Consider the following 22,863-nt stretch of genomic DNA (forward strand, 5'->3'; position numbering starts at 1 on the left):
GGTTGGAGAAATAACTTGAAAGTAAATGTAAAAAAAATCGGAATAAGAAAGATAATTCAATTAATAGCAGCACTCCCATTAACTATAATGCTTATAAATAATTTTAGCTATAGTGCCACTATACTAGTTATAATAGCGGCAATTTGTGGCTCCTTTTATTGCGGATATTTGTGTCCTTTTGGTTTACTACAAGAGTTATCTTCTGCAGTAGGAAAGAAGCTCAAAATAAAAAAGAAAACAATCCCAGATAAACTTGATAAGATATTGAGATTGCTTAGATATGTACTATTTGTTTTGGTAACTTTTTTCTCTATAGGTTTTATAAGTTCTTTATTAAAATTTGATGCGAGATCTAATTTGTTTTTAATTCTAACAGGTAAACCAGCTAAAATTATTATGTTTGTAAGTATTTTAGGATTTGCCGCTTTGTCTTTATTTTATAATAAAATTTTCTGTAAATATTTTTGTATTCAAGGGGCAAAATATGGACTAGCTAGTTATTTGAGGTTGTTTACAATAAAAAGAGATGCAAACTCCTGCATTAATTGTAAGCGCTGCGATAAAGCATGTGATATGAATATTAAAATATCTACCTGCAATAAAACAGTTAACTCACTTAATTGTATAAATTGCTTTGAATGTATTAAAAATTGTCCTAAAAAAAATACCCTTACATATGGCATGGTTGAAGGTAAAACACGTAATATAAAAATTGCCTGCTCTTTAGGTGTATTATTGGTATTTTTGGGTGCAAATCAGTACAAGCAGCAGACTAACATAAAATCAGAAGAAGTAGTAGTAAAAGAAGAAACAACTGCACCAAAAAAAGGAGAAGCTGATAATTCTGTATATTATGTTGGTAACAGCGCTGGGTATAAGGGTAATATAAAAGTTAAGGTAGGAGTTAGTGATGGCGAGATTACTAAAGTATCTGTACTAGAGCAGCAGGATGACTGGGATTATTACAGTAAAGCCAAAAAGGGTGTAATAAATGAAATCCTAGAAAAGCAATCTACTGATGTTGATGTTGTTTCAGGTGCCACATATTCATCTAAAGGTATAATAGGTGCAGTAAAAGATGCTCTTGAAAATAAAGTAGTAGCGGAATAATTTCTTATAAGTTAATAAAAAGATCATATTCTTATGTTTAGAAGATCAATAATTATATAGAATGTGGTAATGAATAGGATATCTAAATTAACGCTGGCAATAAGCAGTAAAAGCTTTTGTCAGCGTTATAATTTTATTTTACTATAATAATTTTTATTTATTTGATAGAAATGAAATGGAATACTCTTAGAAAATTAAGGAGAAAGTATAAAAATGATAACTCTTAGGCTACTGATGTTTAAAAGAATCTAATAGCATCTCAATTGTGAATTTAATAAATGCTTCATTGTCTAAACCAAAATGATTTGTGTAGGTATTACCTGATAAAGAAATCATCTGGAAGAAGCCTGTAACAACAAAAATTGAGGAAAGGGCAAGTGTAGATATTTCTAAATCAGAACGAATACTTCTATCAGTTTTTCCTTCATGAAACATCTTAATTAGTTCTTCAAACAAGCATTTATCTAAATCAGTAAATTTGTCACGATAAGGAATATTCATCCCTTCAGAATTTGATTTTATAACTCCACACGTATTTGTTAATTGCACCATTTCAGGAAAATTACCAAAATAATTATAATAAGCATAGTAAGATAAACGTATTTTTTCAAAGCCTGTAGTCCCTTTTTGGCTTTCACTTTTTATCATCTTAAAAAGATTCTTATAGCCTCGTAATGAAACTGCAAAGAATAAGTCTTCTTTGCATGTAAAATATCTGTAAATTGTCCTCTTAGTAAACTCACATTTTTTAGCTAGATTATCCATTGACACTTTTTCAAATCCATATTTACAAAATAGCTCTTCAGCTGCAGATACTATGATATTTTCACGTTCTAATCGTTCTTTCTCTTGTCTTGTTAATTCCTTCAAGAAACATCTCTCCCATCTATTGACAAAGAAATAGGTAAAAAAGTATACTGATGGTATATTAGTATACTGATAGTATACCAATTTGTATGGATTTTATCAAGCAATCAGAAGCAAATGGAAGGGCAAAATAAAGAAAAGATATCAGATTTTAAAATTTAAAAAATGGTAAGGAGGTTATTAGAATATGAAATCAGTTATAATTTATTATTTTTCAGGAACAGGTAATACGGAACTTGTTGCTAACATGGTTAAAGAAGGATTTACGAATTATAAATACAAAGTTAGTGTAGTGAAAATTGAAGATATTCTAAAGAAGAATCTTGAAATAGACGTTGAAAAATATGATTTGGTTGGAATTGGATGTCAGGTTATTGGATTTGGTATACCTAATATAGTATATAAGTTTATTAATAGTATGCCTAAAGTATTGCAAAAAAAGGTGTTTATTTTTAGAACGGCAGGTGGTGTGGCACCAATTAATTATAATTCCTCAAGACCAATAATAATAAAACTTTCGAAAAAAGGATATGAGGTTTTCTATGAGAGGATATTCTCTATAAGCAGCAATTGGATAGATAAATTTGATGAGATAATTATTAAAAAACTCTATGAGGCAACAACTAAAAAGGTAGCTATCATGTGTAAAGAAGTTATTAACGGTGAAAGTCGAATACTTAAAACAGGAATTGGCCTTAAGGTGATTATGATAGGAGTTATGTCAATAACTCGATGGATATTTCCTTTGATTGGAAAAGATTTAAGTGCTAATGAATCATGCACTCATTGTGGACTTTGCATAAGGAATTGCCCAACTAGAAATATATATGAGAGTAATGGTAAAATTAAATTTAATTTTTCTTGCTGCAGTTGTATGCGATGTGTTTACTCTTGTCCTAAAACGGCTATTAACTATAGAGTTTTTACTTTTTTCCGTATATCAGATGGATATAACATAAAAAAAATTATTGGACAACCGCTTGATGATAGTCAAATAAATAGCAAAAAGGTTCCTCGATTTTATTGTAATTATATTAGCAATGATAAAATGTAACTTAATTATGAGTGGACGTTAAATTTTATAATTATATGGTTAAACTTATTACAAGGATTGCAAAGTTTTTAGATGGAATTCAACTTACAATTTACAATTATCCATATAATCTATTCAATATTTTTTGTGTAGGAAGAAAGAGTATATAATTAATGAATTTAATGATTTTTGAAAATTGAGTAATGTTATATTTGAAGGTATAATATAACTTGTTTTTAATTTACATAAAAAGGTAAGTGGAGGAAAGAAATATATCAGTAAAAATATGCATTTAGATTATGGGTGGATAATATGGATAATTGTGTAAATGTAAATAGAAAATCTATAATTAAAATAATTTGGACAGTATCTTTGGTATTTCTAATAATTCAGGTTTGGATAGAAAAATTTTTAGGGTTAAAGTTACTTTTATTTAGTATTGATGCAAACTTTATAAAATTATTAATAATTTTATTCTTATTGTTGTCACCAATAATATCTTTTAATTATAAGAAACATAAGGTGATAAAAATAATATATCTTGTTTTAGCTGTAATTTGTTCAATATATATTTCAATTATATATTTGTTTGCTTTTTCTTCAGATGTCTGCTTTTATTCCCGATCACCATATGATAGCAAGAGGGAATTAGTAATAGAAGAAACATCATTCTTAATGGGGGGGGCGGGATACTTTTATGAACGCAAATATATAATATTTATGAAACAAATACATGGGACAATCACTTATGAGGTCCCACCCTCTTTTTCTAGAGGAGAAGCCACCATAAAATGGTTGGATGAAAATACAGTACAAGTGGATTATATTAATAATTCAAGTGGGCATCATGATATAGAGATAGTTAAAATTCCATGAGGCGGAGTTAATGGCTAGGCATTATTACGATTTATTATCTTCTATGTAAATTCTAAGAAAAGTAATGTTAAAAAATGTTATAATAGAAATGAAATTACAGCATGTTTATAAGATCTGCTGCTGGTCGTATATCATGAGTAAAGTATAAATATGATGGAACTGAGAGGGAGTTATGAATAAATTAGAGTTTTTAGGAAGAGGGTCAGGTTATCACATTAAAGAAGGAAATACTGCTGCCTATATAAGAAAAAATGAAACATTTTTACTAATAGATTGTGGTGAAACTGTATTTAAAAGGATTTTGGAAAAAGAATTACTTAAAGGAATTAAAGAGATACATGTATTAATCACTCATATGCATTCAGATCATATTGGTTCATTAGGTGGATCTATAGGATTCTGCTATTGGAAATATAAAATAGTTACTAATGTTTATTTTAATGAAAAAGAAAAAATAAGTATGTTTTTAGAACTTCTCGGATTAAAAGAAGGTGAGAGTTTTATTGTAGATAATGCTGATAATAAGAGAATTGACTCGTTGGGACTGAAATTTTCAGCATCGATAACTAAGCATGTCAAGACATTGAATACTTATTCTTACAAAGTGGAGTTTGATAAAGGAAATGATATTTTTTATAGTGGAGATACATATGAGACAAACTTTGATTTAATTCCTTATCTAGAGTCGGGAAATTTAGTTTATCATGATGCATGTCTTAATGATAATGAAGAGAATGTACACACTTCATTAAGAGTGTTGAGTGAAAATATTCCTATCAAATATAGAAATCAAGTTTATTGTATTCATATTGATGGAGAAAATTTTATTGAGGAAGCACAGAAACAAGGTTTTAATGTAGTTGATCTAATATAATCTAGGAAGAGTTATAGGAATTATAAAATATATTTGTGTGAATATATTAATTTTTCAGGTGAAGCGTGAAGTTCATGGAAATAGTAATTAGAGTGGTTATCCATAAATGAAACTCGTGATAATTATGTTGAAAGATAAATGTGATTTATGTATTGATTTTAATGAAGTAATGGAGGGATAAATAATGATTCAATCAGTTGTACATATTGCTTTAGTAGTGAAAGATTATGATGAAGCAATAGAGTTTTACACAAAAAAACTTCATTTTGAATTAGTAGAAGATACATACCAACCAGAACAACAGAAAAGATGGGTAGTAGTATCTCCGCCAGGTTCAAGTGGAACAACAATATTGCTTGCAAGGGCATCTAAGCCTGAACAAGAGGATTTTATAGGAAACCAAGCAGGGGGAAGAGTTTTTCTTTTCTTAGGAACTGATGATTTTTGGCGTGATTATAATGAAATGAGAGAAATAGGAATAGAATTTGTGAGAGATCCTAAAGAACAGGATTATGGAATTGTTGCAGTATTTAAAGATTTATATGGTAACTTGTGGGATTTGGTTGAGTTTAACGAAAATCATCAAATGTTCGAAAGAGTTAAATAAATCACAATTTATCTACTTTAAAAATAAGAAGATTATAAAACAACAGAGTATCGGCTGAGCATACTAATTTTTCAGATGAAGCGTGGAGTTCATGGTAATAGTAATTAGAGTGGTTATCCATAAATGAAACTCGTGATAATTACGTTGAAAGATAAATAGTAATTTGTAGAGGAGAAATTATATGCTGGGAAGTTTAGGATTTTCATATGTGGGTCTGATATATTTATTAATGCTATTTATTCCTAATATAATTTGGAGTAAGAATCAACCTATAGATTATAACAATGTTCAAGAAAACAAAATTTTATTATCATTTGAACGTGTAGGTCAAGTTTGTTGTACATGCAGTGTGTTGATTTTTAGTGATTTTAACCTTGCTCCATTCTCAATATGGAGTTTGTGGCTTATAGTATCATTTTTGCTAATGTTATTATATGAGATCTGTTGGATTAGATATTTTATTAATGGGCATACAGAAGAAAGTTTTTATCGTAGTTTTTGTGGAATTCCTGTGCCTCTTGCGAGTTTGCCTGTCACAGCTTTGTTGTTATTGGGTGTTTATGGGAAAGTTATTTGGCTGATCGCGTCTGTTATCATACTTGGCATAGGACATATTGGTATACATATTCAGCATTTAGGAACAAAAAAATAAGTTGTATTTTGCCTTACAATTAAACCTGTAAGAATGTTTATATAAGATTCTTATGGGTTATTTTGAATATATTTTATAATATACAGGAGCACGTGAAATACATGGAGGTAAGGCAATTAAAAAATTAAGACCAGTAGATTTTATTGAAATGCTCAGCTTTAAGAGTAATTGCTCCAATAAAATTATTATAAAAAATTATGCAATTTTAATCTGATTTTAATCTTTCTTATATTTTAGATTAATTTTCTCTAAGTATTATATAAACATGATAAGTCAATACAAAGTTTTGGAGGATGATTAATATGGAAAGAAATGAAATGATTAAAATTTTAATGGAAAAGACTAAAGTAAGTTATGAAGAAGCAGAAGAAGTATTACAAAAATGTGACTTTGATCTTTTAGATGCTATAATTTATTTAGAAAGACAAGGAAAAGTTGAAAATAATGGAGCCAATACAATTATAGAAGTGGCTGTAGATAATAATGAAGAAAATAAAAAAGAAAATGAGGAAAATCATAAAAAGAAAAGTGGAGGTATTGGAGAAATTATTGGTAGAATGTTTAAGTTTATGGGGAAGGTTATAACCAAAGGAAATGAAAACTATTTTGAAATGAAAAAGGAAAATAAAAAGCCAATAAAGATATCACTTACGATAGTAGCGTTACTGTTAATAATCGGGTTTTGGCCTGTTACAATATTATTAGTAGTTGGTTTATTTTTTGGATATAAATATTCAATAGCAGGTCCTGATATTAATACTGATAAAGTTAATGATATTTTGGATAAAGCTTCAGAATCAGCAGATAATATGAAAAGTGATTTTAAAGAAAGCTATAAAGGATAGGATTAATCTAATGACAGTACTAGAGGTTTTGAAATTATTCGAAGCCTCTAATTTCGTGTATATAAAAGCATTTAGTTAAATGGTATAATTTACACAATGGATATGGAGGGTTACTATGGAAGATCATAGGCTTGCAGAAAAATTAAAAAACGAAGCTAATATAAGTTATGAAGAAGCGAAAATTGCCCTAGAAAAGTCAAACTGGGACATTTTAGATGCGTTTGTTTATTTAGAAGAAATGGGTAAAGTTCAAAAGCCTTCTGTTAGTATCTTTTATACTAATGAATATAAGGAAAATCATAAAAATGGCGTGATAATTAATAATAAGGATCAAGGGAATAACTATAATAATACCAAAAAGGATAATACCTTTGAAGGAATCTTTGTAAAAGTATGCAAAATAATAGACATATGCAATAATATTTTCTTTGAAATAAAGAAAGGTAATAAAGTATTTCTTAGGATTCCTATTACAGTGATTATACTTTTATTAATATTCTCCTTTGGTACTGTGATTCCTTTATATATAGTAGGTCTTTTCTTTGATTTTGAGTTTTCACTATCAGGAAAATGGAGAGAAGTGAATAAGATTAATCATGTATTTAAGTTAATATCAGAAAATGTAAAAAAGGTAAAAGGTAAATTGAAGAGGGGATTTAAAAATGGTTAAAATTTTAATTGTTGAGGATGATGAGAAGCTTGCAAGATTTGTAGAGTTAGAATTGTTACATGAAGGATATGAAATCTTAAAAGCGGATAATGGAAGATTAGGTCTTGAAATAGCTGAGAAGGGTGAAGTAGATTTAGTACTTCTTGATATAATGATTCCACAAATAAATGGATTAGAAGTATTACGTAGAATTAGGAAAACTTCAGATTTGCCTGTTATAATGCTTACTGCAAGGGATGCCATTATGGATAAGGTATCTGGACTTGATGCAGGAGCAGATGATTATATAACAAAACCTTTTGCAATAGAAGAGTTATTAGCAAGAATAAGAACATCTCTTAAAAGAAGAACTGTTATTGAAAAAAGAGATACAGACATAATAAGCTGCGGATTATTGTCTTTAGATAAGATGAGACATAAGGTAACGTATGATAATACAGAAATAGAATTAACAAACAGAGAGTTTACTTTACTAAAAATTTTATTGGAAAATAAGAACATAGTATTAACTAGAGATATACTAATGGAAAAAGTATGTGGCTATGATTATATTGGAGAAACTAATGTAATAGATGTTTATATAAGATTTTTAAGAACTAAAATAGATGATGCATTTAAAACAAAGATAATAACCACAGTACGTGGAGTAGGATACGTTATTAAAGATGAATAAGATTAATAAATCAAAAAATGTTACATCTATTGCAATAAAATTGAATTCTATTTTTGTAAGAAAGCTATTTTCAAAGTTTCTTTGGATTGATATATTTTTAATACTCTTTCTTATTGGATATTGGTGCATTGATTTGGAAATTGATTTTTATGGAGAATTTTTGTTAAATGCCCAAAGAACATTTGTCTTTTTTCCCATAGAAAGTTCCACATATACAGTAGTTTTTGATAATGGTAAAACTATGATTAAAGATGCAAGTAGTTATTTATATATAATTCAAAGGGTAACTCAATCTATAGCTATTATAGAGGGAATATTCCTATTGAAAGAAATCATCTTTGGAACAATGAAAATTAGAAGGACGCTAAAACCCCTTGATGAAATAGCTCAAACTGCAAGTAGACTTAGTAATATGACCTTTGATGAAGAGAAGTTTCAAAATCTTGAGGAGGCAATCTCTAAAATTAGCCCCATAATCTCAGAGGAAAGAATATATACAGGGGATAGTGAGCTTCATGGATTAGAAGAGGCAATAAATAATCTTTTGGAAAGAATGAGAAATTCTTATAAACAGCAAGCAAGGTTTGTTTCTGATGCATCCCATGAACTTAGGACTCCAATTTCAGTAATTCAAGGTTATGCTAATATGCTGGATCGTTGGGGAAAGAATGATGAAAGTGTATTAAACGAGTCGATTGAAGCTATTAAAACTGAATCTGAAAATATGAAAAATCTAGTAGAACAGCTGTTATTTTTAGCTCGAGGGATTAATGGTAAAACACAGGTTAACTCTAAAGAGTTTTTACTAAATGATATGATGAATGAAGTACTTGAAGAGTCGAAGATGATAGATGAAAAACACATATATAAATACTATAGTTCAGAAGAAATAATAGTTCAGGGTGATATTGGTTTACTTAAGCAGGCAGCTAGAATATTAATTGAAAATGCAGCTAAGTATACTGAAGTAAATGAAGTTATAATGCTAAAAACAGGAATAAATGAAAAAGGGGAACCTTATTTTTCAATTCAGGATAATGGTATAGGAATGGATGAAAAGGACATACCACATATATTTGAGCGATTCTTTAGAGCAGATACAGCAAGAGTTAGAAAGAACGGTGGTACTGGGTTAGGACTATCTATAGCTAAATGGATTGTTGATGGACACAAAGGATATTTTTCTGTATTAAGCAGAAAAGGCATTGGTACTAGGATAACAATATTTTTACCTAGCAGCTCGATAAATTTTTAACTGAAAGTATAAGTGAAGAAGGATGCAGAAGAAGATATTTTAAAAATAAATCTATATAATAATATTTAAATTAAAATACTATTAACCATAATATATACGTTGCCAAAATAATTCTTCATCATAATTCTAAAAATATTACAAGAATTCTAGCTATAATTGTGAATTTTGGGATGTGCATTGTAAATTGCAATATATATGAAAACAGAACAATTAAATATTTACAAAATATGTTATAATTGGTTTATAGTATATCTTTAGGAGGATATTAATGTGAAAGTTTTATTAATCTATTCATCTATACATCATGGTAATACTGAAAAAATAGCAAGGGTAATGGGCGAATCTATAAATGCTGATATAATAGAAACAAGAAATTTAAAGATAAATACATTAAATGAATATGATCTAATAGGTTTTGGTTCTGGAATATATTATGGGAAGTTACATAAAAATATTCTTGAGTTAATTGACAAGTTACCAACTTTGTCTAATAAAAAAGTATTTGTTTTTTCTACGAGTGGACAGGGTAAAACCAAATATAATAATCTTGTTGAACAAAAGCTAAAAGAAAAAGGGTTTAATGTTGTTGGTAGTTTTGCATGCAAGGGTTATGATACTTTTGGACCATTTAAATTAATTGGTGGAATTGCTAAAGGCAGACCAAATGATAAGGATTTTCAAAATGCAAAAGATTTTGCTAAAAAACTTATATCTTTATAATATTTTATCATTATTTACAAGCAAAAATAAATAACAGATTGAAATATCGCATTTAGAAAATGTGGTATTTTTGGTACTGTATAAGTGTAAGTGTTAAACCAGATATGTCTGGTTAGCATTTGCACTTATTTTATTTATAATTAGGGAGTAATTGGTCTGACGTCGGTATTTTTGGATTAATAACATCCGTCATAAAAACTGTCAGCCATCCCTTATTATAAATATTCGATTAAGCAGGTTGAAACCCTAGAGGCTTTCGTGTAACTAACCAAAATGAATTGTAATAAGTGCAGATGGAGACAATTACAAAAATAAAGTTGGAGGTTACTTATGATAAGTGTAGGAATTGATGTATCAAAAGAAAAAAGTACAGTATGTATATTAAAACCATACGGCGAGATCGTTAGATCTCCATATGAGATTACGCACACAGAAAGTCAAATTGCAGAACTAGTATCTACGATAAAATACCTTGATGATGAAGTAAGAGTTGTAATGGAAGCCACAGGGAATTATCACCTACCAGTGCTTAGTTTTCTTAAAGAGCATGGAATTTTTGTGGCTGTTATTAATCCATTGATAATGAAAAAATATGCAAGCATAATTCTTAGAAAGGGGAAAACGGATAAGCTGGATTCTATAAAGATTGCTAATTATGGTTTGGATAACTGGTTTAACTTAATTAACCATGAATCTAGTGAAGAAATTTATGTGCAACTACGTCTTCTGGGAAGACAGTACGGTCACTACATTAAACTCCGAATAGAAAGTAAACTATCTTTAACTACAATGCTTGACTACACAATGCCGGGAATTAAAACTATGCTGAAAAGCCGTTCAGATAAACCAGAAAAAGATAAGCTAAATGATTTTATTGAAGAATACTGGCATTATGATAATATTACAAAAAAAAGTGAGAACCAGTTTATTAGCAATTATAAAAATTGGGCAAAAAAGAAGGGATATCAACAAAGCGAAGCGAAAGCCATAAAGATATATGACTTAGCTCAGCAAGGAATCCCTACTTTATCTTCCAATGCTCCATAAACCAAAATGTTAGTATTGGAAGCCGTTCGAGTTCTCCGAGAAATAGATAAAACTCTTGCATTGATTTTATCACAAATGCAAGAATTAGCAAAGTCTTTAAAGGAGTATACAGTTGTTCGTGAAATGGCAGGAGTAGGTGATATCATTGCACCAAGACTAATGGCTGAGATAGGAGATATTAGAAGATTCCATAGCGGAAAAGCATTGATAGCATATGCAGGTATTGATGCACCACCATATCAATCAGGACAGTTTACCGGAACGCGAAGGCGGATATCAAAGCGAGGTTCTGCTACCCTAAGAAAAACTGGATTTGAAATAATGAAATGTTTAAAAAGCAATAAACCAGAGAGTGATACTGTATATTTGTTTGTTTTAAAAAAGGAAGCTGAAGGAAAAGCTTCAGAAGTAGCTAAAATTGCTGGATTAAATAAGTTTTTAAGAATATATTATGCAAGAGTGAAAGAAGTATATAAGTAATAAACAATTTAATAAATAAAGGCTTGGACCAGAAAAACAGCTGGTCTAATTAGCATGCAAAAAAATAGAAAAAATAATTTAAAAACCTGCTTCAAAAGTATTGACTTTCATTAGCAGGTTTTTATGCAGCTTTAAAATGCGACAATGCGAGTAGGATTATTATATTTATTATAAAGGATTAAGAGATTTATAGACAATTATTTATAGGAATGGTAAAATTTAATATATTATTAATATTTATTAAGTTTTAGGGGATATAGGAGAGAAATATGAAAAAGTTAAAATTAACAAAAGTATTAGCTACTACATTAGTAGCAGCTTCAGTATTGGCATTAAATCCGATAGGAGCAAATGCAGAATGGAGACAGGATGCAAAAGGCTGGTGGTATACAGAAGGAAACTCATGGGCTGATGGTTTCAGAGTAATAGATGGGTATTTATATTTTTTTGATTCACAAGGCTATATGGATCATGGTAAGCCAAATGATTTTGGAGATAAAGTTGGATTAAATGATGATGGTCAATTTACAAATGTCACAATAAATGGAGCATGGGCTTTTTGCAAATTATCAGGTGAAATAGTAGCATATCTAGGTTCTGACAGCAATGTAGTAATTCCAGATAAAATTGATAATGTTGCAGTAACAGGTATAGGTAATAAGGCATTTTATAAACACAATAATATTAAAAATATAATTATCCCTAATAGTGTGACAAATATAGAAGACTCTGCATTTTATGGCTGTGCAAATTTGGCAAGCTTAAATATTCCAGCAAGCGTTCAATCTATAGGGGAAAAAGCATTAATAGGTTGTAGTAGCTTAGCAAATATATCTGTAGATGATAATAATATAAGTTATAAAAGTGTTGATGGAGTGTTATATAGTAAAAACGGAACTAATATACTATGTTATCCTGCTGCAAAAGTAGATAAAAATTATACAATTCCAAGTGGTGTAATAATTATAGGAAATAGTGCGTTCAGTAAATGTACAAATCTAACAAGCATAGAAATTCCTGATAGTGTAAAAACCATAGATTACAGAGCATTTGAAGGGTGTACAGGCTTAACAGAGATAAAAATTCCTGACAGTGTAACAAGTATAGTAAATAGTGCATTTATCGGATGTTCAAACTTAACAAGTGCAAACATTCCAAGTGGTTTGACATCTATAGAACCTAGTATATTTGCAAGCTGCACTAACTTAATAAGCATGACAATTCCTAACAGTGTAACCCAAATAGGAATGAGTGCATTTGGTGGATGTAAAAATACCAACTTTTATGTAAAGAGTGAAGCAATGAAACAACTTTTACGTAGATCTGGTGTAAATCAAAATAAGATTGTAGTAAGCGCTTAGTCATAATCAATAATTAAATAAATAATCTTATAGAGTGGCTTAAAGTTACTCTATTTTTATAAACAAAATTTCTATTTGCCATAAAGAGTATTTATGAGGTAAGGTATAAAATGCTATTTAAAAATTTCGAAGTGTGGTATTTACAAGATATGTTATAATAAGTGAAAGAAAAAATAGTGATTTGTGGAGGAGAAAGACGATGGTTAGGGTTGCTACTGTAGATGATGTTTTAGAAATAGAAAAGATATATAATGAGATTTTGGATTATGAAGAACAAACAGTGTCTTATACAAATTGGCAAAAGGGGCTTTATCCAACAGTTGATTATGCTAGGGGGGCTATTGATAATAATACAATGTTTGTTGGTGAAGACGAAGACGGAATATATGGATGTGTAGTGCTTAATAGTATTCAACCCAAAGAATATGACAATATTTCGTGGGTTACTAAGGCAGAATCAAGCGAAATTATGGTCATTCATACTTTGTGTATTCGACCTTCAGCCAGTGGAAAAGGTAAAGCAAAAATAATGATGGAATTCATTGAAAAATGCGCCAAAGAGCAAGGATATAAAGTTATTCGCCTTGATACTTATGAAGGCAATATTCCAGCTGCAACGCTATATCCTAAGATTGGATATGTTTATGTAGGTACAACAAAATTTCATTTTCAAAATGTAATATGGGAAGATTTGAAGTGCTTTGAAAAATCATTATAGTGACAAATTCTAATTTATCTGCCATGAAAATAAGTATATATATTGCAAAAATAATTCTTCATCATAATTCTAAAAATACTGCAAGAGTTTTAGCCGTGATTGTGAAATGTGTACTGTGGATTGCAACATATATATTATAAAAGAAATTGGATGATTCATAAACAAAAGTAGCTAAGTTAAAAATTAAAAAGGCTGATTAGATATTGATTAAGCAAAGGTGGGGATTTCTATTTTTCCAGATTTTATTAAGCATTATGATTTAATACGTTCAATACTTCGGGACGTTTTTTTATATGGATGTTTTTCAAAAGGTGACTTAGAAAGTAAAAATCATGGGAGCTCACGAAAAGTTAGTTATGAGATGCGCCGAATTAAACAATATATAGAGAAGGATTTTATTAAGATAGATAAAGATGGCAAGAATAAACTTTTAAGTTTAAGCTATGATGATATATCAAATACGAAAAACTTTTTAGTCAATACATATTTAAGCAAGAGTTTTACTAAAGCTGATATTATCTTATATTATTATTTGCTTTTAATTTTAAATTATAAAAATAAACCAATGGCCTTTTCAGACATTGAAAATGAGCTGGTAAGTGAAGAATTAATTGATTATGAAAATATAAGTAGTAAAACCATAGAAAGAAAGCTTAATGAATTAGCAAATTCTATGGAAATCGTATCAGTTAAGAAAAATGGACGAGTTAAAGAGTATTACATTTCAGAGGATATACTAAAAGAACTTGATAATGAAGAAATTCTAAAGCTTTATAATATAGTAGATTTATATAAAAATATTATTTTTCCTAATGTAAGTGGGCATTATTTTTTTGATACACTAAGGGATTATTTAGAATTTGAACGAAATGTAATACCAAAGGATAAGAATTGTTTTCAATATAAAAACCTGCATTTTCATCCTGTAATTGAAGAAGAATTGATTTTGAAAGTTATGAGAGCAATTGAAAATAGGAATGAGATAAGATTTAAAAATGATTGCAAAACCACTCGTGTCAAAATGTATGATAATGAAGTGATTAGGCCTTTTAAGCTTAGATACGATGTTGAATGTGGAAGGTTCTACGTGTTTTCGCTTACTAGCACTGGAAGATGTATTAGTGCAAGGCTTGATAGGAAAGATGATATTGATGTTTTAAAAACAAGATTTAATTATGAGGAATATGAGGAAAAGTATAAATTAGCTATGGGAAAAAGTTTTTCAAGTGTGCCTCATAACACTGATACTCCATACGAAGAAGTTGAATTTGAAGTTAATATTGATTATTTAAATGAATATTATATAGTTGAAAAGATAAAAGGGGAGCTTGGGGATTGCACTTTTGAGGAGATAAGTGATACTAAATATTTATTTAAAAAGATAGTAAATGATTCTTGTGAAATGATTCCGTGGATCAGAAAATATGGTGGCTATTTAAGGGTTATTTCACCTAGATATCTTCATAAGAAAATAAAAAAGGATTGGGAGGATATGCTAAATAATTATGGAGTTATTTCATGAATATAAAAATAAATATTTTCATTTAGTATTTAGAATTCTAAATCTAGCAAAAAATGGACTTTATAAAGATGAAATTATAAGGCTTATTGAAGACGAGGAATACGATGAAAAAGTAATAGGAAAAGACTTTAAAACTTTTGAAGGAATGATTTTAAATCAATATGGTAAAGAGGATAATTTCAATTTTTTAGAAGAAAGAGAAGGAAAATATTATAGTATTTTAAATAGTGAAGATAGTATACCTCTTAAAGTCAGATTTTCAAAGCTAGAAAAATCCTGGCTTAATGGAATGATTAAGGAACCAGTAGTACAAGCTTTACTTGGAAAAGAAACCTTAAAAAAATTAGAAACAGCTTTGACAGATATGAAAGAAAAGGGAAGTAATCAAATAATAGAATTTACAAATAAAGTACAAAATGGCTTTGATATTGATTTAGAAAAATTAAGTAAGGATTTCTATACTATTTTGGAAGGTATAATTAATGAGAAGCCTATATTATATTCTAATGTAGATAAAAACGGCAATGAATATAATAACCAATTAGCAATTCCAATTAGAATTGAGTATTCATTAAAAGATGATAAATTTAGAGCATCCCTATATTCTTTAGATGAGAAACGATCTATATTAGTTAATTTACATACCTTAAAGGAAGTTAAAATAGCCAATAATGTAGATTCGAATATAAAAAGAAAAGATGTTCTTAAGAAATTAAAGGAAAAGAAATACTCAGAAGTTCCAATTACAATTGAACTTGAAGATATTAGGAGAGCTATGGAAAGGTGTTTTATGAGTTTTTCTTCATTTGAAAGAAATTCTAGAACCATTTCAAAAAATAAATATGAAATAGATATTTATTATTATACCTTTGAAGAAGATGAAGTTATAAGGAAAATAATGTCCTTAGGTCCATATGTTAAAGTAAAGGAGCCTAATAGGGTTAGAGAGATTATTATTGATAAGATTAAAAGAGCATTTATGTATGAAACAACTTAAGGTATGGAAAATATAAATAAGTTATCTTAATTATATATAATCAAGAAATAGAGCTGGAAGTTAAAAAGACTTCGGGCTCTTTTGTTTTACAGTATATATGCTACTTAAGTGTATTTAGAGTATTTTATTGAGACAGGCGTTTAACATTTTATTGGTACTAATGGATTATAATTCAAAAGATGCAAAGTTTTTGTCTGTAAGAAAATTATAGAAATAATATAATAAGTATTGTAGTCGAGAGGACAAAGCAATAAGGAAGTGAATATTTAAGTTACTTCGTTTTAAATATAGGTGTCACTGGTTCGATTCCAGTCTCATAATTCTTAAAAAAGTTGTGAGTAGCTCAGCAGGTAGAGCACTAATAGATTATACTTAAATAACTTTTCTCCTTATTAAATTGTTGTATTGATGAAAAAATATGGCAGTGTATATTTAAGTTACTTCGTTTTAGGGGTGGTAATATTGGTTCGAATCCAATTGCATATTTTAATATGTATAGTAGAAGGGATAACACACCACCAGAATACTTAAATAGCTTTTTTCTCCATATTAAATTAAGGGAAGTGCATGAAGGTGTTACTTCGGAGTAAAGATAATTGCAATAAAAGCAATGAACACTTTTAGGTTTTCTCCCTTATTGTTTTAAATTTTTTCTTCACAAGTAGGACGCAAAGGATATTAATCAATTTAATTAAAATTGATTTAACATGATGATAAGAGTATTAGTATGGTGCAACTCCATAAGTCATCTGAAAAATATAACTTCATCATTGAAAGGAGCAAATTAAAATGTCAAAATTTAATTTTTTTAGAAACACAACAGTAAATACAGTAAATAAGGAAGGCCATGTGGCTTTTAAAATGGAACTGAAGGAAAAATTAATAACTGAAGTTTTAACAAGTTTCTTTAATGAAGGAAAGTTTTATGGAGATAATTCTTTAGAAATAGTCAACGATTTAAGAAATATTATTAAGATAGATCCGAAATTTGTAGCAAATTTGGCCATATATGCTAGAAAAGAAATTTATTTAAGAAGTATATCTCATGTTATGGCTGCAGAGCTTGCTTATGATGTGCAGGGGAAGAAGTATGTTAGAAGAGTTTTAAGTGAAATCGTTGAAAGAGTAGATGATATGGCGGAAATTTTAAGTTATTACTTAAATGTATATGGTAAACCAATTCCAAATTCACTGAAGAAAGGTTTAGGTGATTCTTTCATAAGATTTGATGAGTATTCTCTTGCAAAATACAATAGAGCAAAGGAGATTAAACTTAAGGACATAGTAAATTTAGTTCATCCAAAACCAAGTACAGGTAAGCAAAGCGATATGTTTAAGAGATTACTTGAGGATAACCTAGAAACACCATTTACATGGGAAACAATGCTTTCAAGTGAGGGCAATAACAAGAATACTTGGGAAAAATTAATTGATAGCAATAAGCTTGGTTATATGGCTATACTTCGTAATTTGAGAAACATTATTAAAGCTGAACCAGATAATATAGAAAAGGTATATGAAATTTTAGAAAATGAGAATAGAGTTAAAAATAGCAAGCAGATACCTTTTAGATATTATTCAGCATTTAAAGTATTATCAAATGAAGGTCTTGGAACATCAAAAATTTATGATGTATTGGAAAATGCAATTAGATTTTCTACAGATAATATAGAGCGACTTAGTGGTAAGACTTTTATATCAACTGATGTATCAGGTTCTATGAGAAGTACGCTAAGTAGAAAAAGTGATACTACCTGTGCTGAAATAGGTACTGTTCTTATGGCGATTGCAAATAGCATTTGTGATGAAGCTATAACAAGTACTTTTGATACAAGATTTAAAATAACTCCATTTGCAGCTACAAATGGAATTATAGCTAATGCAAATTCTATAAGGGTTACAGGCGGAGGGACAAATCTTTCATTGCCAATATATCATTTGTTAGATAATAAAATTTATGTTGATAGAATAATAATTCTATCAGACAACGAAATAAATTATGGATATGCTAGAGTATGCCAAGATTTGATAAATCAATATAGAAAGCAAGTAAATCCTAATGTCTGGGTACATGCAATTGATCTTTTAGGTTATGGTACACAGCAATTTAAAGGAGACAAAGTAAATATAATTGCGGGCTGGAATGAAAAAATACTAGAATTCATACCAAATGTAGAAAACGGTCTTAGCAATATAAAGGACAAAATTGAAGAGTATTATTTTAAGGAAAAATTAGAATCAATTATATAGATAAAAATAGTAAGGGGAAGTGTATATTTAAGTTACTTCGATTTTAACGATAGATGTCACCGGTTCGAACCCGGTCTTATAATTTGGAAAGATTATAAGTAGCTCAGGTGGTAGAGCGCTAAATACTTAAATAGTTTTTCTCCCCTTATTTAAATTTTGGATTTAAGGATGGGTAATTCCTATGAAAAATATTTATGTTCTTGAAGGAAAAAATATATATGATTTAGATTCATTTTTTAATGAATTTGCTAAAGCGGTAAATGCACCTAGTGGATATTTTGGCAGAGACTTAATGCAATTTGATGATTGTCTTTTTGGCGGATTTGGATTAGAAGCACCATGCGAAATTATTTGGAAGGAATGTAATTTGTCAAAAGAAAAATTAGATTGCAATATGCTTAGAGAATATTATGAAATAGAGAGAATTAATTGTGAAAAAGGATTAGTCAATGAACTGAAGGAATTGCATGAAGGTGGTAGAAAAGATGCAAAAGAAGATGAATGCTTTTTTTACGATATGTTAAATATATCAAAGTACATGATTGAAAAAGCCGAAAATGGAGAAATGACTATGTTTGATGAAATAGTAGAAACAATTAAAAGTGTTACAAGTAGAGCACGTTTAGGATGGAGAGTAGATTTAAAGTTAGAATAAATTTTGAAAGGAAGTGAAGATTTAGTGAGTGGACATTTGTTGGGATGCATATCACTAAAGATAATTCATGTTAGAAGTTAAAGGAAAATATAATACTGCAAAAGTATTTACAGATAATATAGAAAAAGAAGCAATTGAACAATTAAAAGAATTATGTAATCAGCCTTTTGCAGAGGGCTGTAAGGTTAGAATAATGCCTGATACACATAAAGGGGCAAGTTGTGTTATTGGATTTACAGCTGATTTGGGTGATAAAGTCATTCCTAATATTGTAGGAGTTGATATTGGATGCGGGATGTTAACTGTAAATTTAGGAATAGTAGATGTTGATTTAGAAAAGCTAGATGAGATTATCCATAAATATATTCCATCAGGAATGAATGTCCATGAAGGAAGAGTAGTTAGATTTCCAGAATTACAAAATTTAAAATGTTATAGGAGCTTGAAAAATACTAAAAGAATTGAGCGAAGTATCGGCACTTTAGGTGGAGGAAATCACTTTATTGAAATAAATGAAAGTGCTGATGGCATAAAGTATCTTGTAATTCACTCAGGAAGCAGAAATTTAGGAACACAAGTGGCTAGCATTTATCAAAATCTTGCAATAGATTTATGCAGTGGTAAAGGTGATTACTTTGTTAAAAGAGAAAAAATAATTAGTGAATATAAAGCTGATGGGCGTAGAAAAGAAATCCAGAAAGCTTTAAAAGATTTAGAAGCACTATATAATGACTTAATGCCAAGCTATCCAAAAGAGTTGTGCTTTTTAAGTGGAGATTATAGGAAGGATTATCTACATGATATGAATATCTGCCAAGAATATGCTGTCTTAAATAGAAACACAATGGCAGATATAATTTTGAAAAAGATGTTTGGAAAAGGCTTTGATGAATTTGAAGCATTTTCTACTACTCATAATTATATAAATTTCAAAGACAATATAATTAGAAAAGGAAGTATTTCAGCCTATGAAGGAGAAAAAGTATTAATTCCCCTTAATATGAGAGATGGAAGCATAATTGCAATAGGGAAAGGTAATCCAGATTGGAATTACTCAGCACCACATGGGGCAGGCCGTATTATGAGTAGGACTAAAGCTAAGGAAAAAGTCAATTTGGAAGAATTTAAGGCTTCAATGGAAGGGATTTTTACAACTTCAGTTACAGAAGCGACAATTGATGAAGCTCCAATGGTATATAAGCCTAAGGAAGAAATACTTGAAAATATTTCTGAAACTGTTGATATTATTGAAATAGTCAAACCAATTTATAATTTTAAAGCTCAAGGGTAATTAGAATATTTAAATCACTGATTTCAAAATTATTTTTTCTAAAATAAGTTAGGAGCTGAGGATAATGATTTGGAGAGATGACGCCTTGTAACGGAGGCGATATAATGTCAAGAAGTTATAAAAAAACACCGGTTTATCAAGATGGATATGGATTAAAGTCTTTATATTGGTATAAGAGGTCTGCAAATAAGAAGGTCCGCAGAACCACTGAAATTCATAGTGGAAAATCATATAGGAAGGTTTATGATACTTGGACATTCCGTGATTACGTTTTTAGAGAAACTTTAAATGAATATAAGATTGAACTTGAAAGAGATCTTAAAAGTTGTCTAATATTTTATGGAAGTTATGATAATTTTCCTAATTATTATAAAAAAAGGCTTGATGATAAAGATTTTAGGTTATGGAAAAAGATTTATTATTGGAAATAATTATTTTAGCATTACCTTATGTGTATAATGTAATGCTAAAATGCAATTTATAAGTATCATAGATGAAATGTATAGATGAATAATAATTTATTGGATTACATATTTAACTGTTGGGAGGGACTGAGTATGGATAAAGTAATACAAGCTCAATTAAGAGATATAGAAGAAAAAAATAATGTAAAAATACTATATGCAATAGAGTCAGGAAGTCGAGGCTGGGGATTTGAATCTAAGGATAGTGATTTTGATGTGAGATTTATCTATGTACATCCAGTTGAATGGTATTTAAGTGTATTTGAAGGTCCTGATATTATTGAAATACCTGTAGATGAGGTGTTAGATGTTAATGGATGGGATCTTCGAAAAGCTTTAAAACTAATGTACAGGTCAAATGCATCTTTATTAGAATGGCTATCATCGCCAATTACCTACAGGCAAAATCAAGAGCTTGTAAAAGAATTAAGACAGGTGGCAGAAAAGTACTTTTCACCAATATCAGTCACATACCATTATATAAATATTGCAAAGAAAAGCTTTGATGGATTGGAAGGCCTAAATAATGTTAACATCAAAAAGCTTTTTTATGTTATTAGGCCAATTTTATCATGTATGTGGATAGAGAATTTCAATACAATTCCACCTATGAATTTACAAGCAATGATGAAAGAAGTTAAAATGGATGACAAAGTCAAGACGATAATAGAAGAACTTGTTACTATCAAAGCTGATAGGATAGAGTCAGACACGATAAAACAACCTACAGAATTAATGGAATTCTTAAGAGACAAGCTAGAATATTATTATAGTTATGCAAAAAATATTAAAACTGAAAAAGAAAGAGATTCTAGTATCCTAAATGAATTTTTCCATAAGACTATTAAAGAATATAGTGGTGATATAGAATGAATAAAGTAACAAAGGAAATTTTAAATAAAGAGGAATATAAATTTATACATTCAAATGAAAACTTAGGAGAAAACATAATATACTTAACACTTTCAGGGTCAATTGGATATGGTACTAATATAGATAATAGTGATGTAGATTTACGAGGAATTACAATTGAAAGAAAAGAAAATATATATGGATTTCAAAGTTTTGAACAATTTGAAGATACAGCAACTGATACTGTTATATATGGACTTAGGAAATTTGTTTCATTAGCATTAAAGGGAAATCCTAATATTCTTGAATTATTAGGTACTAAGGATGAGCATATTATATATATGAATAAATATGGGGAGGCATTACGTAAAAATAGAGGGTTGTTCTTATCAAAAAGAGTGATACACACTTTTGGTAATTATGCTACTGCACAATTAAGAAGACTGCAAAATGCCTTGGCAAGGGATGAGTATCCGAAGGAAGAAAAGGAGAAACATATACTTAATACAATAAATAATCAAATGAATCATTTTTCATCTAATTACACAGAGTTTCCAAAGGGGAGTATAAAATTATATATTGATAAATCTGATAAAAAGGAAGCAGAGATATTAATGGACATTCATATAGATAAGTATTCTTTAAGAGATTTTAAAAGTATATACTCAGAAATGAGTAATATTGTTCACGATTATGATAAGCTTAATCATAGGAATAGAAAAAAAGATGAGGGGAAGCTTTTAAAACATGCTATGCATTTAATAAGGCTCCTAATCATGGGGACAGAAATATTAAAAACTCATGAAATCAACACTTATCGAGAGAAAGAACATGATTTATTAATGGATATCAGAAAAGGTAAGTATAGTTATGATGAATTGTTTAAGTTAGTAGAGTTATATGATTTTAATTTTAAAGAAGCATCAGTTAATACTACATTGCCTAAAGAACCTGATGAGAGGCAAGTTGAAGAATTATTGATTTCTTTGTATGAGAGATATTATAATGGTACAAGAAAAATTATTAAGTAGATTAGTTTAGGAG

General features: G+C 29.1%; 24 protein-coding genes. 23 read left to right on the forward strand and 1 reads right to left on the reverse strand.

Annotation, left to right across the window (positions count from 1 at the left end):
* Positions 1-15 precede the first annotated feature (15 nt).
* Complete coding sequence (locus tag L1S46_RS10870) at positions 16-1,110, forward strand: FMN-binding protein (RefSeq protein WP_238899981.1); 1,095 nt, start codon at positions 16-18, stop codon at positions 1,108-1,110.
* Between the two features lie 228 nt (positions 1,111-1,338).
* On the opposite strand, the gene L1S46_RS10875 is transcribed toward L1S46_RS10870, so the two are convergent.
* Positions 1,339-1,980, reverse strand: a complete 642-nt coding sequence (locus L1S46_RS10875) for a TetR/AcrR family transcriptional regulator (protein ID WP_077855135.1) — start codon at positions 1,978-1,980, stop codon at positions 1,339-1,341.
* Positions 1,981-2,164: 184 nt separating this feature from the next.
* Between L1S46_RS10875 and L1S46_RS10880 the strand changes: the two genes are divergently transcribed.
* From L1S46_RS10880 to L1S46_RS10980, 22 genes are all read left to right on the forward strand, one after another.
* Positions 2,165-3,031: an EFR1 family ferrodoxin gene (locus tag L1S46_RS10880; RefSeq protein WP_238899982.1), complete on the forward strand. Its 867-nt coding sequence runs from the start codon at positions 2,165-2,167 to the stop codon at positions 3,029-3,031.
* A 291-nt stretch (positions 3,032-3,322) separates the two neighbouring features.
* On the forward strand, positions 3,323-3,886 hold the full coding sequence (locus tag L1S46_RS10885; protein WP_238899983.1) for a hypothetical protein: 564 nt from the start codon (positions 3,323-3,325) through the stop codon (positions 3,884-3,886).
* A 172-nt stretch (positions 3,887-4,058) separates the two neighbouring features.
* Entirely contained in the window at positions 4,059-4,760 is a 702-nt protein-coding gene (locus L1S46_RS10890) for an MBL fold metallo-hydrolase (protein WP_238899984.1), read from the forward strand.
* A gap of 184 nt (positions 4,761-4,944) precedes the next feature.
* Positions 4,945-5,367, forward strand: coding sequence for a VOC family protein (locus L1S46_RS10895; RefSeq protein WP_238899985.1), 423 nt, complete (start codon positions 4,945-4,947; stop codon positions 5,365-5,367).
* Positions 5,368-5,548: 181 nt separating this feature from the next.
* Positions 5,549-6,019 carry a hypothetical protein gene (locus tag L1S46_RS10900; RefSeq protein WP_238899986.1) on the forward strand — a complete coding sequence of 157 codons (471 nt, stop codon included), beginning with the start codon at positions 5,549-5,551 and terminating at the stop codon, positions 6,017-6,019.
* 302 nt (positions 6,020-6,321) lie between these two features.
* Entirely contained in the window at positions 6,322-6,864 is a 543-nt protein-coding gene (locus L1S46_RS10905) for a DUF4342 domain-containing protein (RefSeq protein WP_238899987.1), read from the forward strand.
* Between the two features lie 115 nt (positions 6,865-6,979).
* Positions 6,980-7,534 carry a ubiquitin gene (locus L1S46_RS10910; RefSeq protein ID WP_238899988.1) on the forward strand — a complete coding sequence of 185 codons (555 nt, stop codon included), beginning with the start codon at positions 6,980-6,982 and terminating at the stop codon, positions 7,532-7,534.
* On the forward strand, positions 7,527-8,207 hold the full coding sequence (locus L1S46_RS10915) for a response regulator transcription factor (protein ID WP_238899989.1): 681 nt from the start codon (positions 7,527-7,529) through the stop codon (positions 8,205-8,207). Before L1S46_RS10910 ends, L1S46_RS10915 begins: the two co-directional genes overlap by 8 nt.
* Complete coding sequence (locus tag L1S46_RS10920; RefSeq protein ID WP_238899990.1) at positions 8,200-9,462, forward strand: HAMP domain-containing sensor histidine kinase; 1,263 nt, start codon at positions 8,200-8,202, stop codon at positions 9,460-9,462. The genes L1S46_RS10915 and L1S46_RS10920 overlap by 8 nt, the downstream gene beginning before the upstream one ends.
* Before the next feature lie 270 nt (positions 9,463-9,732).
* Complete coding sequence (locus tag L1S46_RS10925) at positions 9,733-10,182, forward strand: flavodoxin family protein (protein ID WP_023974101.1); 450 nt, start codon at positions 9,733-9,735, stop codon at positions 10,180-10,182.
* A gap of 330 nt (positions 10,183-10,512) precedes the next feature.
* Positions 10,513-11,229 (forward strand): IS110 family transposase, encoded by a 717-nt coding sequence (locus L1S46_RS26530; RefSeq protein WP_343217251.1) that lies wholly within the window; start codon positions 10,513-10,515, stop codon positions 11,227-11,229.
* A gap of 6 nt (positions 11,230-11,235) precedes the next feature.
* Positions 11,236-11,709: a transposase gene (locus tag L1S46_RS26535; protein ID WP_343217252.1), complete on the forward strand. Its 474-nt coding sequence runs from the start codon at positions 11,236-11,238 to the stop codon at positions 11,707-11,709.
* Positions 11,710-11,978: 269 nt separating this feature from the next.
* Positions 11,979-13,070: a leucine-rich repeat domain-containing protein gene (locus L1S46_RS10935; protein WP_238899991.1), complete on the forward strand. Its 1,092-nt coding sequence runs from the start codon at positions 11,979-11,981 to the stop codon at positions 13,068-13,070.
* Between the two features lie 199 nt (positions 13,071-13,269).
* The gene (locus L1S46_RS10940; RefSeq protein ID WP_238899992.1) at positions 13,270-13,788 is read left to right on the forward strand and encodes a GNAT family N-acetyltransferase; all 519 of its coding nucleotides are present in this window, start codon (positions 13,270-13,272) and stop codon (positions 13,786-13,788) included.
* A 217-nt stretch (positions 13,789-14,005) separates the two neighbouring features.
* Complete coding sequence (locus tag L1S46_RS10945; RefSeq protein WP_238899993.1) at positions 14,006-15,310, forward strand: WYL domain-containing protein; 1,305 nt, start codon at positions 14,006-14,008, stop codon at positions 15,308-15,310.
* Entirely contained in the window at positions 15,294-16,307 is a 1,014-nt protein-coding gene (locus L1S46_RS10950) for a WYL domain-containing protein (protein ID WP_238899994.1), read from the forward strand. The genes L1S46_RS10945 and L1S46_RS10950 overlap by 17 nt, the downstream gene beginning before the upstream one ends.
* 789 nt (positions 16,308-17,096) lie before the next feature.
* Positions 17,097-18,557, forward strand: coding sequence for a TROVE domain-containing protein (locus L1S46_RS10955; protein ID WP_238899995.1), 1,461 nt, complete (start codon positions 17,097-17,099; stop codon positions 18,555-18,557).
* Positions 18,558-18,738: 181 nt separating this feature from the next.
* The gene (locus tag L1S46_RS10960; RefSeq protein ID WP_238899996.1) at positions 18,739-19,212 is read left to right on the forward strand and encodes a barstar family protein; all 474 of its coding nucleotides are present in this window, start codon (positions 18,739-18,741) and stop codon (positions 19,210-19,212) included.
* A 67-nt stretch (positions 19,213-19,279) separates the two neighbouring features.
* Positions 19,280-20,503 carry an RtcB family protein gene (locus L1S46_RS10965; protein ID WP_238899997.1) on the forward strand — a complete coding sequence of 408 codons (1,224 nt, stop codon included), beginning with the start codon at positions 19,280-19,282 and terminating at the stop codon, positions 20,501-20,503.
* Positions 20,504-20,607: 104 nt separating this feature from the next.
* Complete coding sequence (locus L1S46_RS10970) at positions 20,608-20,934, forward strand: hypothetical protein (RefSeq protein WP_023974094.1); 327 nt, start codon at positions 20,608-20,610, stop codon at positions 20,932-20,934.
* A gap of 126 nt (positions 20,935-21,060) precedes the next feature.
* Positions 21,061-21,840: a nucleotidyltransferase domain-containing protein gene (locus L1S46_RS10975; protein ID WP_238899998.1), complete on the forward strand. Its 780-nt coding sequence runs from the start codon at positions 21,061-21,063 to the stop codon at positions 21,838-21,840.
* Entirely contained in the window at positions 21,837-22,850 is a 1,014-nt protein-coding gene (locus L1S46_RS10980; protein WP_238899999.1) for a nucleotidyltransferase domain-containing protein, read from the forward strand. Before L1S46_RS10975 ends, L1S46_RS10980 begins: the two co-directional genes overlap by 4 nt.
* Positions 22,851-22,863 lie beyond the last annotated feature (13 nt).

The sequence above is a fragment of the Clostridium sp. YIM B02500 genome (assembly GCF_022324665.1).
Lineage (GTDB): Bacteria > Bacillota > Clostridia > Clostridiales > Clostridiaceae > Clostridium > Clostridium beijerinckii.